The organism is Streptomyces monomycini, assembly GCF_022271435.1.
Classification (GTDB): domain Bacteria; phylum Actinomycetota; class Actinomycetes; order Streptomycetales; family Streptomycetaceae; genus Streptomyces; species Streptomyces monomycini.
This window is the reverse complement of record NZ_JAFIQY010000050.1, coordinates 24,264-37,859: the sequence shown is the minus strand read 5'-3', so window position 1 is coordinate 37,859 and position 13,596 is coordinate 24,264. Positions and strand designations below refer to the sequence as shown.

Below are 13,596 nucleotides of genomic sequence, written 5' to 3'. Positions count from 1 at the left end.
CTCTTCAGCCGCGCGGCCTCAGGCCGAGGCGGGCCCGGGCCTGGTCCGGGGTGGCGACTGTCGCGCCCAGCAACTCCGTGATCCGCACGGCCCGTTCGACCAGCTGCCCGTTGGTCGCCTTGACGCCCTTGCTCAGATAGAGGTTGTCCTCCAGGCCCACCCGGACGTTGCCGCCGAGCAGGATGGACTGCGCGACCCACGGCATCTGCATCCGGCCGAGCGCGAAGCTGGCCCACTGGGCGCCCTCGGGGAGCATCGCGACCATCGACTGGAGCACGCCCGGGTCGGCCGGCGCGCCCCACGGGACGCCCATGCACAGCTGGAAGACGGTCGGGTCGTCGAGCAGCCCCTCGGCGAGCAGCTGCTTGGCGAACCACAGCTGTCCGGTGTCGAAGATCTCCAGCTCCGGCCGTACGCCCAGCTCCTGGATGCGCTTGGCGCCCGCGCGCAGCATGTCGGGCGTCGAGACGTAGAGGTTGGAGCCGTCGCCGAAGTTCAGCGAGCCGCAGTCCAGGGTGCAGATGTCGGGCAGCAGTTCCTCGACGTGCGGCAGCCGCTCCAGGCCGCCGACCAGGTCCGTACCGGGCAGGTGCCGCAGCGGCTCGTCCGGGTCGACGACGAGGTCGCCGCCCATCCCGGCGGTCAGGTTGATGACGACGTCGGTGCCGGTCTCCTTGACGCGCTCGACGACCTCGGCGTACAGGCGCGGGTCGCGGGACGGGGCGCCGGTCTCCGGGTCGCGTACGTGGATGTGGACGACGGCGGCGCCGGCCGAGGCCGCCTCGACGGCGGACCTGGCTATCTGCTCGGGGGTGACGGGGACGTGCGGCGAGCGGCGCACGGTGTCACCGGCTCCGGTCAGCGCGCAGGTGATGATGACCTCGTTGTTCACGGCGGGTCCTTCGGTCGGTGGGGCGGGGGAGCAGCCCGCTCAGGGGGCCAGTTCGTGGTCGATGAAGGTGAGCAGCGCGGCGTGCATGGTGTCCGGGCCGGTGCTGTCGGGCGCGGTGGCCAGCACCTGGGTGGCCAGGCCGTCGATGAGCGCGGTCAGCCGCAGTGCGGTGGGCTCGGGGTCCACGGCACGGAAGACGCCCTGGTCGACGCCCCGGCGCAGCACTTCGGCGACGGTGGTCCGCCACTGCCGGTAGTAGTGCTCGTGCAGCTGCCCGACGGCGGTGGAGCGCGCGGCCTGCGCCCACAGGTCGAGCCAGACCAGCCACTGCCGCCGCTGCTGTGCGGTGCGCGGCGTCTGGAGCGCGATCAGGTGCAGCAGCTCGGCGTGGGCGTCCGGCGCGTCGGCCAGACCCGCGGCGCGCCGCGCGGTGTCCTCGTCCATGCACCAGCGCACGGCCGCTTCCAGCAGCTCGTCGCGGCCGGGGAAGTGGTAGTGCACGGCGGCCGTGCTGGTGCCGCAGGCGGCGGCGATGTCGGCGACCCGTACGCCGTGGAAACCGTGCTCGGCGATCAGCCGGACGGTCTCCCGGACGATCTGGAGCGGCCGGCCGCCCTCGGGCACCGCGACCGGCTCCCGGTCCCGGGCCGGCGCCGGGGAGCCGCCCCGGGAGCCGAGCAGCCACGCCACGTCCACGCCGCCGATGTCCGCGACGCGCACGATCTCGGCGAGGGTGAAACGCCGGGTGCCGCCCAGCGACCTGGACAGCTTCGAGGGGTCCATCACGATGCGCCGGGCGAACTCGCGGCGGCTGATACCGAGGCTGTCGACCACCTGCCGGACGCGGTCGCAGATCTCGCTGTCGTCGGGGACCCGGGTGCCGGGGTCTTCGTCCATGGACATGGTCAGGGACCGTAACAGTGTGTTGAGGTAACCGCAACGACCGCTGCGGAAGACGTTGCCATAAAGGCCGGTCATGGCTGGGACGTGACTGTTGTGTTGAGCACTGACTGATGCATAAGTCAGGTGCGCGGCCCCGCCGGCCCGGCTTCGTCGCCCGACGTCGTACGGGACACGTGTGGACCGGCCACGTACAGGACAAATGTGGCAAAGTTGCGGACATGGCTGACCGGGGCGCGAAGCGGCCGACCGTGTCGGTGCCGGACGACTGGCCCGCTCATCCGGACCTGACGCTGGCCCTCAACGGCATGGGCGGCTTCGACTGGGACCTCGACAGCGGCCGTATGCACATGGACGGTTCCGCTCTGGAGGTCTTCGACCTGCCGCCGGAGGAGTACGACTCCGACCCGGCCACCCTGGGCTGCCGTCTGCCGCCGGACGAGGCGGCCCGCCTGGACAGCGTCGTCTCCCAGGCGCTGAAGGACGGCAGCGACTCCTACGGCGCCTACTTCCGCGTCCGGCTGCGGGACGGCACGGTGCGCTGGACCCACACCCAGGCCAGCATCCGCCGGGACGGGACCGGCAAGCCGCACCGCATCATCGGCGTCGTCCGGGACGCCAGCCAGGAGTACACCCAGGCGGCGGAACGGGCCCAGGCGCACGCCCGCAGACTGCGCAACACCGGCCTCGTCGAGCGCACCACGGCGGCCCTGGCGCACGCCAGGACCGTCCACGACGTCATCGGCGTGCTCGGCGACGACCAGGCGCTGACCAGGCTCGGCGCGCGGAACGTCATCGTCGGACTGGTCGAGGCGGGCCGCATCCGGGTGGTGCACGAAGGGCAGGCGGGCAGCTTCGTACCGCAGCACGAGGTGCTGCGGGTCGAGGAGGAGTTCCCGATGAGCGAGGCGGTGCGCACCCTCCAGCCGTGCTTCATCCGCTCCCGCGCCGAGTTCGCCGAACGCTACCCGGCGCTCTGGCCGCACCTCGAAAGGATGGACTTCGGCTCCGCCGCGTACCTGCCGCTCATCGCGCAGGCCCGGCCGATCGGAGTGGTGGGCCTGTTCTACCGTTCGGAGAACCCGTTCGGCGTACAGGAGCGCAACCTGCTGCTCGCCCTCGGCTCCAGCGTCGCGCAGAGCCTGGCCCGCGCCATGCTCTACGACCAGGAGCACGACCTCGCCGAGGGCCTCCAGCAGGCCATGCTGCCGCGCCGCATCCCCGGCATCCCCGGCGCCCAGATCGCCGTCCGCTACCGGGCCGCCCGGATCGGCCGGGACATCGGCGGCGACTGGTACGACGTGATCCCGCTGCCCGAAGGCCGGGTCGCCGCGGTCATCGGCGACGTCCAGGGGCACGACACCCACGCCGCGACCGTCATGGGCCAGCTGCGGATCGTGCTGCGCGCCTACGCCGCCGAGGGGCACCCGCCCGCCACCGTCATGGCCCGCGCTTCCGCCTTCCTCGGCGAACTGGACACCGACCGCTTCGCCACCTGCACCTACGCGGACGCCGACCTGGCCACCGGGACGGTGCGGCTGGTGCGCGCCGGACACGTCGACCCGCTGCTGCGGCACGCCGAGGGCCTGTGCCGGCGCCTGGAGCTGGCCGGCGGCCTGCCGCTGGGCATAGCGACCGGTTTCCGCGACCTGGACTACCCCGTCACCACCGTCCACCTGGGCATCGGGGAGACCCTGGTGCTGTACACCGACGGGCTGGTGGAACAGCCGGGCGCCGACATCGAGGACGGCGTACGGCACCTGGCCAGGGTGGTGCGCGACGGCCCCCAGGACGTCCAGCAACTGGCCGACCGGCTCTGCGAGCTGGCGGCCGAGCAGACCGGCGAGGACGACATGGCGATGCTGATCCTGCGGCGCGGCGGGGAGCCCGCCGCGCCGGCCGCCGGACGGCTCCAGCAGCACGTCGCCCCCGACGACGCCCAAGGGCTGTCCGCCGCCCGTCACATGATCCGCGCCGCGGTACGGGCCTGGGGCGCACGGGAGCGCGCCGAGGAGATCGAACTGGCCGCCGACGAGTTGATCACCAACGCGCTGCTGCACACCGACGGCGCGGCGGTGGTGACCGTGCGGATGCCGCACGGCACCGACCGGCGGCTGCGCCTGGAGGTGGCCGACCGCTCCAGCGCCCTGCCGCGCCGCCGCGACAGCGACGAGTCCGCGATGTCCGGGCGCGGGCTGCTGCTGGTGGACCGGCTGTCGGATGTCTGGGGTGTGGAACCGCGCGGCAACGGAAAGTGCGTATGGTGCGAGTTCGACTGTCCGTGACGGCCGGTACGGCCTCCGGGAACGGGACGGCCGCGCCTGCCGTCCGGCAGGGCACCCGCGGCAACCGCGCCTGACCGGGGGCACCCTGGCGCGGACAGCGGACCAGGGCACAGTTCGATCGGCCGCCGAGTGAGCGGCATGGCGGAATGGGGACACGCGCTATGGAACCGGGGCCTGCACAGCAGTGGGGCGACGCCCGCCGGACGGCGGCACGGCTGGACGCGGAGCACGTCCGCGCGATCGCCCTCACCTGGGTCGACAACGCGGGCATCGCCCGTACCAAGACCGTGCCGACGGCCCGGCTGGCACCCGCGGTGCAGCGCGGTGTCGGCATGTCACCGGTCTTCGACGTCTTCACCTCCGACGACGCGATCACCGCGTCCGCGCACCTCGGCGGGCCCGACGGCGACCTGCGGCTCTTCCCCGACCTGGAGCGGGTCACCGTGCTGGCCGCGCAGCCCGGCTGGGCCTGGGCGCCGGTCGACCGCTACGACCAGCTCGGCACGCCGCACCCCGGCTGCCAGCGGCAGTTCGCCCGCCGCATGGTGCGGCGGGCCGCCGACGCGGGGCTGGTCCTGCGGATGGGGTTCGAGACGGAGTGGGTGGTCACCCGCGCGCCGGAGGCCGGCGCCAGGCGCTCCGACGGTCCCGCGGGCGCCGACGAAACCCTGGACCACCCCTGCGCGGGCCCCGCCTACGGCATGACCCGCGTCGTCGAACTCTCCGACTACCTCCGCGACGTGGCCGAGGCACTGGCCCTCCAGGACATCGACGTCCTCCAGCTCCACCCCGAGTACGCGCCGGGCCAGTTCGAGGTCTCCACCGCGCCGGCCGACCCGCTGCGCGCCGCCGACGACCTGGTCCTCGTCCGGGAGACCGTACGGGCCGTCTCGCTCCGGCACGGTCTGCGGGCCAGCTTCGCGCCCTCGGTCGTGGCCGGCCAGGTCGGCAACGGCTGCCACCTCCACCTCAGCCTGCACCGCGGCGAACGCAGCCTGCACCGGGCGCCGGACGCCGACCGGGGCCTGGACCCGGACGCCGTACGGTTCCTCGGCGGCGTCCTGGAGACGATGCCCGCGCTGCTCGCCGTCGGCTGCCCCTCGCCCGCGAGTTACCTGCGGCTCGGCCCGTCCGTGTGGGCCGGCGCCTACCAGTGCTGGGGCGTGGAGAACCGGGAGGCCGCGCTGCGCCTGGTCACCGGCGCCCCCGACGACCCGGACGGCGGGCACGCCGAGATCAAGCCGTTCGACGCCGCCGCCAATCCGTACCTGGCGGTCGGCGCGGTGATCGCCGCCGGGCTGCACGGCCTGTCCACGGGCGCCGTGCTGCCTCCGCCGGTCACCGGCGACCCGGGCGTCCTGGGGGTCCGGGAACGCGCCCGGCGCGGCATCGTCCGGCTGCCCTCGTCGCTGACCGAGTCCACCGACCGGCTGGCGGAGTCGGCGGTGCTGCGGGAGGCCATGGGCGAGGTGCTGTACGGCGCCGTGATCGCCGTACGCCGCGCGGAGGCGGCGCACTTCGCGGACAGCGAGCCCGAAGAGATCACCGCGGCGACGCGCTGGAGGTACTGATGGCCGCGTACGTTCCCACCGGGGCGCCCGTCCGCGGCGCGTCGCCCGCCCCCGGCGCGCCAGGCGCCCCCGGCCGGTGGGACCGATGACCGCGCGGACCGCCGACGGCGCCCCGGACCCGCTCCCGGACCTGCCGCCGCTGATCGACCAGCACTGCCACGGCGTGCTGCGCGGCGACCTGTCGGCCGCCGAGTTCGAGTCGTACCTGACCGAGTCGGACCGGCCCGCCGCCGCGGGCACGACCTTCTTCGACACCCAGACGGGCTTCGCCGTCCGCCGCTGGTGCCCGCCCCTGCTCGGCCTCGCGCCGCACTGCACGCCCGGCGCGTATCTCGCCCGGCGGCGCGAACTGGGCGCGGCCGAGACCCGGCGTCTGCTGCTGGGTGGCACCGGCATCGGTACGTACCTGGTGGACACCGGCCTGCCCGGCGACCTCACCGGGGCGCACGAGACGGCCGAGGCGGGCGGCGGCACCGGGCACGAGATCGTCCGCCTGGAGACGCTGGCGGAACGGGTCGCGGCAGGAGTACGGGCGGCGGGGGAGCGGAGCGTGGACGCGGCAGCCGAGGTGTTCGTGGCCCGGCTCGCCGACGCCGTACGGGACGCGGCCCGCACCGCCGTGGGCTTCAAGTCCGTCGCCGCCTACCGCCACGGGCTGGCCCTCGCCCCGGAGCCCCCGCGGGCGGACGAGGTGACGACCGCCGCCCGCGCCTGGCTCGCCGCCGGCACCCACCGTCTCACCGCCCCCGTCCTCCTGCGCCACCTCCTGTGGCTCGCCACCGCCACCGGGCGCCCCCTCCAACTGCACACCGGCTTCGGTGACCCCGATCTGCGCCTGCACCACGCCGACCCGGCCCTGCTCACCGACTTCGTCCACGCCACCGCGGGCACCGGCACCGACCTGATCTTGCTGCACTGCTACCCGTACCACCGCCAGGCCGCCTACCTGGCCCACGCCTTCCCGCACGTGCACGCCGACGTCGGCCTGGCCCTCGGCCACACCGGGCCCCGCGCGGCAGCCGTGCTCGCCGGATTCCTCGAACTGGCCCCCTTCGGCAAGCTCCTCTTCTCCACCGACGCCTACGGCCTGCCGGAGCTGTACACCGTCGGCAGCGCCGCCTTCCGTACGGCGCTGGCGGAGGTGCTGACCGGCTGGGTGCGCGCGGGCGCCTGGTCGGCGGCGGACGCCGAACGCGTCGCGGCGCTGGTCGCGGCCGGCAACGCCCGCCGGGTGTACGGCCTTTCGGAGAGCCGGTAGCCGTACGGCCGGTGTCATGATTAACCACCCAGGTAAGTGGCATCACCACGGACCGTGCTTTACTGCCCCGTGCCTCCTGCCATATCCGACCCCAAGCCCCGCCCTCCGCTGCACACCCGCCTCTTCGCCGACATCACCCCGCTGCGCACCTCCGCGGACTACCGGCGCCTGTGGTTCGGCAACACCGTCTCCTGGGTCGGCCAGCAGATGACCGCGCTGGCCGTCTCCCTCCAGGTGTACGCCCTCACCGGCTCCACCTTCGCCGTCGGCGCGGTCGGCCTGTGCTCCCTGGTCCCGCTGGTCGTCTTCGGACTGTACGGCGGGGCCGTCGCCGACACCGTCGACCGCCGCAAACTCGGCATGTACAGCGCGGTGGGCGCCACCGTCCTGTCCGTCGCCCTGGCCGCCGCCGCGCTCGCGGACGTCCGGCAGGTCTGGGTGCTCTACACGGTCGTCGCGCTCCAGGCCGTCTGCTTCGCGATGAACTCGCCGGCCCGCTCGTCGATGATCCCGCGCCTGCTGCCGCCCGAGCAGCTGCCCGCCGCCAACGCCCTCAGCTCGCTCACCAGCAACCTCGGGATGATGGGCGGCCCGATGCTCGGCGGCGTCTTCGTCGGCCTGTGGGGCTACCAGGCCGCCTACCTGATCGACGTGGGCTGCTTCACGGCCGCGCTGTACGCCATGTGGCGGCTGCCCGCCATGCGCCCCGACCACGGCGACGGCGACGAGGCGCCGCGCCGCCCCTCCGTCCTGGAAGGATTGCGCTTCCTCGCCACCCGGCCCAATCTGCGCATGACCTTCTTCGCCGACCTGGCGGCCATGGTGCTGGCGCAGCCCCGCGCGCTGTTCCCCGCCGTCGCCGTGCTCTGGTTCGGCGGCGACGCCAAGACGGTGGGCCTGCTCGTCGCGGCGCCCGCGGTCGGCGCGGTGCTCGGCGCGCTGTTCTCCGGGTGGCTCGGCGCGGTACGCCGGCACGGGCTGGCGATCCTCGTCTCGGTCGCCGCCTGGGGAGCGGCCGTCGCCTGTTTCGGCCTGACCCGCCACCTGTGGCTCGGCCTGTTCTTCCTCGCCGTCGCCGGCTGCGCCGACACCGTCTCGATGGTCTTCCGCGGCACCATGCTCCAGGCCGCCGCGCCGGACCGGATGCGCGGCCGCCTCCAGGGCGTGTTCATCGTCGTGGTGGCGGGCGGCCCCCGGCTCGGCGACTTCCTGGCCGGATCGGCGGCCGACCTCGCCACACCGGCCGTGGCGGTCGTCGGCGGGGGACTCGCCTGCGTCGTGACGGTGCTGCTGCTGGCGCTGTGGCGACGCGACTTCGCCCGCTACGACGCCCGCGACCCGCAGCCCTGACGGGCGGCTCCGGGGCCGGCCCGGTGCCCGGCCCCGGAACCACCCGCCGCCGTCACCGGCCGCCGCCCGGCCAGCTCCACTCCTCGACCTCCGGCAGGTCCGTGCCGTGCTCGCGGATCCAGGCGTGGTGGCGCTGCCGTACGTCCGCCATCGCCTGCCGCACCCCGGCGGCCCGTACGGCCAGCCCCGGCACCCGGTCGATCACGTCCATCACCAGCCGGTAGCGGTCCATGTCGTTGGTGACCACCATGTCGAACGGCGTGGTCGTGGTGCCCATCTCCTTGTAGCCCCGCACGTGCAGGTTGGGGTGGACGGCCCGGCGGTAGGTGAGCCGGTGCACCAGCCACGGGTAGCCGTGGTACGCGAAGACCACCGGCACGTCGTGCGGCAGCAGCGCCTCGAACTCCCGCTCCGTCATGCCGTGCGGATGCTCCTCGTGGGGTTGCAGGCGCGTCATGTCGACGACGTTGACGACCCGTACCGACAACTGCGGCAGGTGGGTGCGCAACAGGGAAGCGGCGGCCAGCGTCTCCTGCGTCGGCACGTCACCGGCGCAGGCGAGCACCACCTCGGGCCGGCTGCCGGGCTGTTCGGTGCCCGCCCACTCCCAGATGCCGGCGCCGCGCGCGACGTGCCCCCGCGCCTGCTGGATGTCCAGCCAGTCGAAGCACGGCTGCTTGCCCGCGACCACCACGTTGACCACGTCACGGGTGCGCAGCACATGGTCGGCCACGCACAGCAGGCTGTTGGTGTCCGGCGGGAGGTAGACCCGTACGGTGTGCGGGTCCTTGTTGAGGATGTGGTCGACGAAGCCGGGGTCCTGGTGCGAGAAGCCGTTGTGGTCCTGGCGCCAGACGTGCGAGGTCAGCAGGTAGTTGAGACCCGCCACGGGCACCCGCCAGGGGATGTCGCGGGCCGACTGGAGCCATTTGACGTGCTGCGAGGCCATGCTGGACACGATGTGCGCGAACGCCTCGTACGAGGAGAACAGGCCGTGCCGGCCGGAGAGCACGTACCCCTCCAGCCACCCCTGGCACAGGTGCTCCGAGAGCACCTCCATCACCCGGCCGTGCCGCCCCAGGTGCTCGTCGGTGGACTCGGTGGCGGCCTGCCACGCCTTGTCGGTGGCGTCGTACACGTCCTGGAGCCGGTTGGAGGCCGTCTCGTCCGGGCCGAACAGCCGGAAGTCGCGGCGGTCGGCGGTCCGCTCCATCAGGTCGCGCAGCAGGCCGCCGAGGACACGGGTCGGTTCGTGCATCCGGGTGCCGGGCTTGTCGACGGGCACCGCGTACTTCTCGGGGTCGGGCAGCGGCAGCGTACGGACGAGGCGGCCGCCGTTGGCGTGCGGGGAGGAGCCGAGCCGCCGGTCGCCGTGCGGCACACAGGCCAGCACCCGGTCCACCGGCCGCCCCTCGCCGTCGAACAGCTCGCCCGGCGCGTACGACCGCAGCCAGCCCTCCAGCTGGCGCAGATGGTCCGGGTTGTCCCGGACGCCGGACAGCGGGACCTGGTGGGCGCGCCAGGTGCCCTCGACGGGCGCGCCGTCCACCTCGTCGGGGCCGGTCCAGCCCTTGGGGGTGCGCAGCACGATCATCGGCCAGCGGGGGCGGGACCGCGCGCCGTCGCCGCGGGCGGTGCGCTGGGCGTCGTGGATACGGTGCAGCGCGGTGTCCATGGCGGCGGCCATGGCCTGATGGACCTGCGCGGGGTCGGAGCCGGTGACGTACAGCGGCTCGTGCCCGTAGCCGCGCAGCAGCGCGTCCAGCTCGTCCTCGTCCAGCCGGGCCAGGACCGTCGGGTTGGCGATCTTGTAGCCGTTCAGGTGCAGGATCGGCAGCACGGCGCCGTCGTGCGCCGGGTCCAGGAACTTGTTCGCGTGCCAGGAGGCGGCCAGCGGCCCGGTCTCCGCCTCGCCGTCCCCGATCACGCACGCCACCAGCAGATCCGGGTTGTCCAGCGCGGCGCCGTACGCGTGCGCGAGGGAGTAGCCCAGCTCGCCGCCCTCGTGGAAGGAGCCCGGCACGTTCGGCGCCGCGTGGCTCGGCACCCCGCCGGGGAAGGAGAACTGCCGGAACAGCCGTCCCATCCCGGCCGCGTCCCGCCCGACGTCCGGATACAGCTCCCCGTACGTCCCCTCCAGCCAGGCACCGGCGAACACCGAAGGCCCGCCGTGCCCCGGACCCCACACGCACACCGCTTCCTGCCCGTGGGCGCTGATGACCCGGTTGACGTGGGTGTAGACCAGGTTCAGGCCCGGGCAGGTGCCCCAGTGGCCGAGCAGCCGCGGCTTGATGTGCTCGGGGCGCAGTTCCTCGGTGAGCAGCGGGTTGCCGGTCAGATAGATCTGACCGGCGGCGAGATAGTTCAGCGCCCGCCAGTGGGCGTCGAGATCGAGCAGTTCGCTCTCGGTGAGCGGGGTCGGCGACTCCATCGGGGCCCTCCGTCGGGGGAAAGGTGATCAGGGAGCGCCTCTCCACCGTACGGGCCGTCATGCACCGGCGCCGCACATAACGGGCCGACCGGAGGCGCCGGGGTCCGCTCAGAGCAGCACCGGCGTCAGATCCGGGTCCTCGAAGCCCGCGTCGTCGAACGGGTAGAGCGGGCGGACCACCCGGTGGTGGCCCAGGCGCAAGAGGTCCTGGTCCACGCCGCCGGGGGTGAGGGCGAGCAGCCAGTCGGCGGCCATCGCGTACAGCTCCGGCTCCAGGTAGCCGATCTTCACCACGACGATGTCGTACGCCGTCGGGTCGAGCGTGCCGAAGTCGGCCCGGGTGTGGAAGGGCTTGCGGCGCTCGGTGAGCACGGCCGTCACGCCGCCCCGGGTGACGGCGGCGGTGCGGCCGCCGTCGTCGTACGCCGGGTTGCCGCGCGGGGCACCGGCGGCGGGTGCGGCCGGGTCTTCCAGGGCGGTCACCGTGCCGGTCAGCTCGTACGGCTCGGCGTGCGGGCCGGTGCCTGCGCTGACGTGGCCGCCGACCCTCAGGGACACGCGGGCGCCCACCCCGGCCTCGAAGCAGGCGGCCACCGCGGCCGGGTCGGTGATGCCGGGGTGCAGCGCGGTGACCCGGCCGCTCGCCAGGTCCTCGTCGGCCAGCAGGCGGCTCAGCATGTATGCGAGGTCGCCCGCGCCGCCCGCGGTGGGATTGTCGCCGGAGTCGCTGATCAGGAATGGGCGGGCGGGGGACGCCACGGCCTGGGCGATGCACGCGTCGGCGTCGCCGGTCGGGCCGACGAAGACGAAGTCGCGGCGCACGTCCCAGTACTCCCGGGCCAGGCCGCGGGCCTGCTCCAGCGCCAGGTCCGGGTCGTCGCCGGTCACCACGACCGCGGCCCGGCAGCGCGCCTCGTCGGCCCAGGCGTAGCCCACCCAGACCGCCGCGTCCACGATGCCGTCCAGCGCCTCGACGGAAGCGAGCCTGCCGTACAGGGACTTGGCCGGTTCCAGCCGGGTGCTGGTCTTCTCGCCGGGGAGCAGGACCGGGATCTGCACCCAGGCGCGGTACGGGCGGCCCTTCCCGGACGCCAGGCGCCCGACCAGCTTGCGGGCGGCCCGCTCGCGCGTCTCCCAGGCGTCCTCGTGCGGGGCGAGGCGGTGCGCGGTGAGCAGGTCGAGGCGGTCGGCGAAGCGGCGCGAGACGTTGCCGTGCAGGTCCATGGCGGCGGAGAGCAGGACGTCCGGGCCGAGCGCGTCCCGTACGGCCTCGGTGAGGTCGGCCTCGGCGTCGTCCAGGCCGGCGACGCTCATGGCGCCGTGGATGTCGTAGACCATGCCGTCCAGCGGCCCGGCCTCGCGGATCAGGCTGACCAGTTCGGACTTGATGCGGTCGTACGTATCCCGCTCGACGGGGCCGCCGGGCAGCGCCACCGCGTGCACCAGGGGCACCCACTCCACCTGGTCCGCGAGGTCGCTGTCCGGCCGGGTCCAGGTGTAGCGGTCCAGGAGCGTGGTGCCGCGGGTGACGCGGAAGTCGTCGTACGTCGAGCGGTGCGGGCAGAACTGGCTGGACTCGATGGCCATGCCGCCGATGGCGATGCGCATGTTGGTCGGGCACCTTCCGTTGGGACGGTCTTCCGTTGGGACGGTCGGGGGATCACGGGGGATCTACGTACGGACGACGGGCAGGGCCGGGAGGCCGCCCTCGGCGGCCAGTTCGCGCAGCGCGGCATGGCCGGCGCCGAGCAGCCCCGCGTCGGGGCCGCAGCTCGCCGCGACGATGGCCAGCTCGCTCGTCGCCATCGGCAGGCACCGCTCGTACAGCACCCCGCGCACCGCCGCGACCAGCGGCTCCGCCGCGGCGAGCGCGCCGCCCAGCACCACGGCCTCCGGGTTGAAGAAGTTCACCACGACGCCCAGCACCCCGCCGATGTGCCGGCCGGCCTGCCGCACCAGGGTCGTCGCGTGCGGTTCGCCGTCCTCGACGAGCCGCAGGATGTCGGTGGTGGAGTCCGCCTCGATGCCCTGGCCGCGCAGCGCGGCGGCGATCGCGGCGCCGCTGGCCACCGACTCCAGACAGCCGATGTTCCCGCAGGAACAGGGGCGTTCGGCGGCGGCGTCCACCCGTACGTGACTGATGTCCCCGGCGCAGCCGCGGGCGCCCCGGTAGAGCCGGCCGTGGCTGATCACGCCGGAGCCGATGCCGCGGCCCGCCTTGACCACCACCAGATGCCGCAGACTGGCGTGGGCGGCCCGGTGCTCGCCCAGGGCCAGGACGTTGGCGTCGTTGTCGACCAGTACGGGCAGACCGATCAGCTCGGCGAGCCGGTCGCGCAGCTCGTACAGGTGCCAGCCGGGCATCCGCGACGGTGCGACGACCCGGCCCGACACGGGGTCGACGGGCCCGGGGAAGCCGATGCCCGCGCCGCACACGGTGCGCCCGGCCGCGCGCTGGCGGTCGGCCAGCGCGGTCAGCCGTCCGGCGAGCAGGCCGACGGCCGGTTCCGGGCCGGTCGTCAGGTCGAGGGCGCACTCGTCGATGTCGAAGCCGGTGCCGGTCAGGCCCACCGCGCCGGTACGGATGTGGTGGCTGCCCAGGTCGGCGGCGAGCGCGACGGTGCCGCCGTCCGGGACGCGCAGCAGCCGCGGGCGGCGCCCGCCGCGCGAGGCGCCCTCGCCGGACTCGGTCAGCAGCCCGGCGTCGACCAGTTCCTGGACGCGGGCGGAGACGGTGGAGGCGGCGAGCCCCAGCTCCCGTACGAGGTCGGCGCGCGAGCGGGCGGTGCCGGTCGCGACGAGTTCGAGGACGTGCGCGGCGGAGCCGGGCTGTTCCTCGGCGGCGGTCACGTCGGGGCCTCGGCGGCGGACGGGGTGGCGTTCGGGGCAGCGGTCATGGCGGTGCCTTT

General features: G+C 74.2%; 9 protein-coding genes. 4 read left to right on the top strand and 5 right to left on the bottom strand.

Annotated features, from left to right (window positions below):
* Positions 1 to 4: 4 nt before the first annotated feature.
* Together JXZ78_RS35540 and JXZ78_RS35535 are read right to left on the bottom strand one after the other, a co-directional pair.
* Positions 5 to 892 carry a beta-keto acid cleavage family enzyme gene (locus JXZ78_RS35540; RefSeq protein WP_030023937.1) on the bottom strand — a complete coding sequence of 296 codons (888 nt, stop codon included), beginning with the start codon at positions 890 to 892 and terminating at the stop codon, positions 5 to 7.
* A 39-nt stretch (positions 893 to 931) separates the two neighbouring features.
* Positions 932 to 1,789 carry a TetR/AcrR family transcriptional regulator gene (locus tag JXZ78_RS35535; protein ID WP_030023938.1) on the bottom strand — a complete coding sequence of 286 codons (858 nt, stop codon included), beginning with the start codon at positions 1,787 to 1,789 and terminating at the stop codon, positions 932 to 934.
* Between the two features lie 224 nt (positions 1,790 to 2,013).
* Here JXZ78_RS35535 and JXZ78_RS35530 point away from each other — a divergent pair, with 224 nt between their 5' ends.
* The 4 genes from JXZ78_RS35530 to JXZ78_RS35515 all read left to right on the top strand — a co-directional run bounded on the left by JXZ78_RS35530 (position 2,014) and on the right by JXZ78_RS35515 (position 8,256).
* On the top strand, positions 2,014 to 4,077 hold the full coding sequence (locus JXZ78_RS35530) for a SpoIIE family protein phosphatase (protein ID WP_030023940.1): 2,064 nt from the start codon (positions 2,014 to 2,016) through the stop codon (positions 4,075 to 4,077).
* Between the two features lie 161 nt (positions 4,078 to 4,238).
* Entirely contained in the window at positions 4,239 to 5,648 is a 1,410-nt protein-coding gene (locus tag JXZ78_RS35525; RefSeq protein ID WP_033039647.1) for a glutamine synthetase family protein, read from the top strand.
* Positions 5,649 to 5,733: 85 nt separating this feature from the next.
* Positions 5,734 to 6,906: an amidohydrolase family protein gene (locus tag JXZ78_RS35520; protein ID WP_050502941.1), complete on the top strand. Its 1,173-nt coding sequence runs from the start codon at positions 5,734 to 5,736 to the stop codon at positions 6,904 to 6,906.
* Positions 6,907 to 6,975: 69 nt separating this feature from the next.
* Complete coding sequence (locus JXZ78_RS35515; protein ID WP_063726168.1) at positions 6,976 to 8,256, top strand: MFS transporter; 1,281 nt, start codon at positions 6,976 to 6,978, stop codon at positions 8,254 to 8,256.
* Between the two features lie 52 nt (positions 8,257 to 8,308).
* Here JXZ78_RS35515 and JXZ78_RS35510 read toward each other — a convergent pair whose 3' ends face one another.
* The 3 genes from JXZ78_RS35510 to JXZ78_RS35500 form a co-directional block, all read right to left on the bottom strand.
* Positions 8,309 to 10,687, bottom strand: a complete 2,379-nt coding sequence (locus JXZ78_RS35510) for a phosphoketolase family protein (RefSeq protein ID WP_030023946.1) — start codon at positions 10,685 to 10,687, stop codon at positions 8,309 to 8,311.
* A 108-nt stretch (positions 10,688 to 10,795) separates the two neighbouring features.
* Positions 10,796 to 12,295 (bottom strand): M81 family metallopeptidase, encoded by a 1,500-nt coding sequence (locus JXZ78_RS35505; protein ID WP_030023947.1) that lies wholly within the window; start codon positions 12,293 to 12,295, stop codon positions 10,796 to 10,798.
* A 63-nt stretch (positions 12,296 to 12,358) separates the two neighbouring features.
* Entirely contained in the window at positions 12,359 to 13,537 is a 1,179-nt protein-coding gene (locus JXZ78_RS35500) for an ROK family transcriptional regulator (protein ID WP_033039650.1), read from the bottom strand.
* Positions 13,538 to 13,596 lie beyond the last annotated feature (59 nt).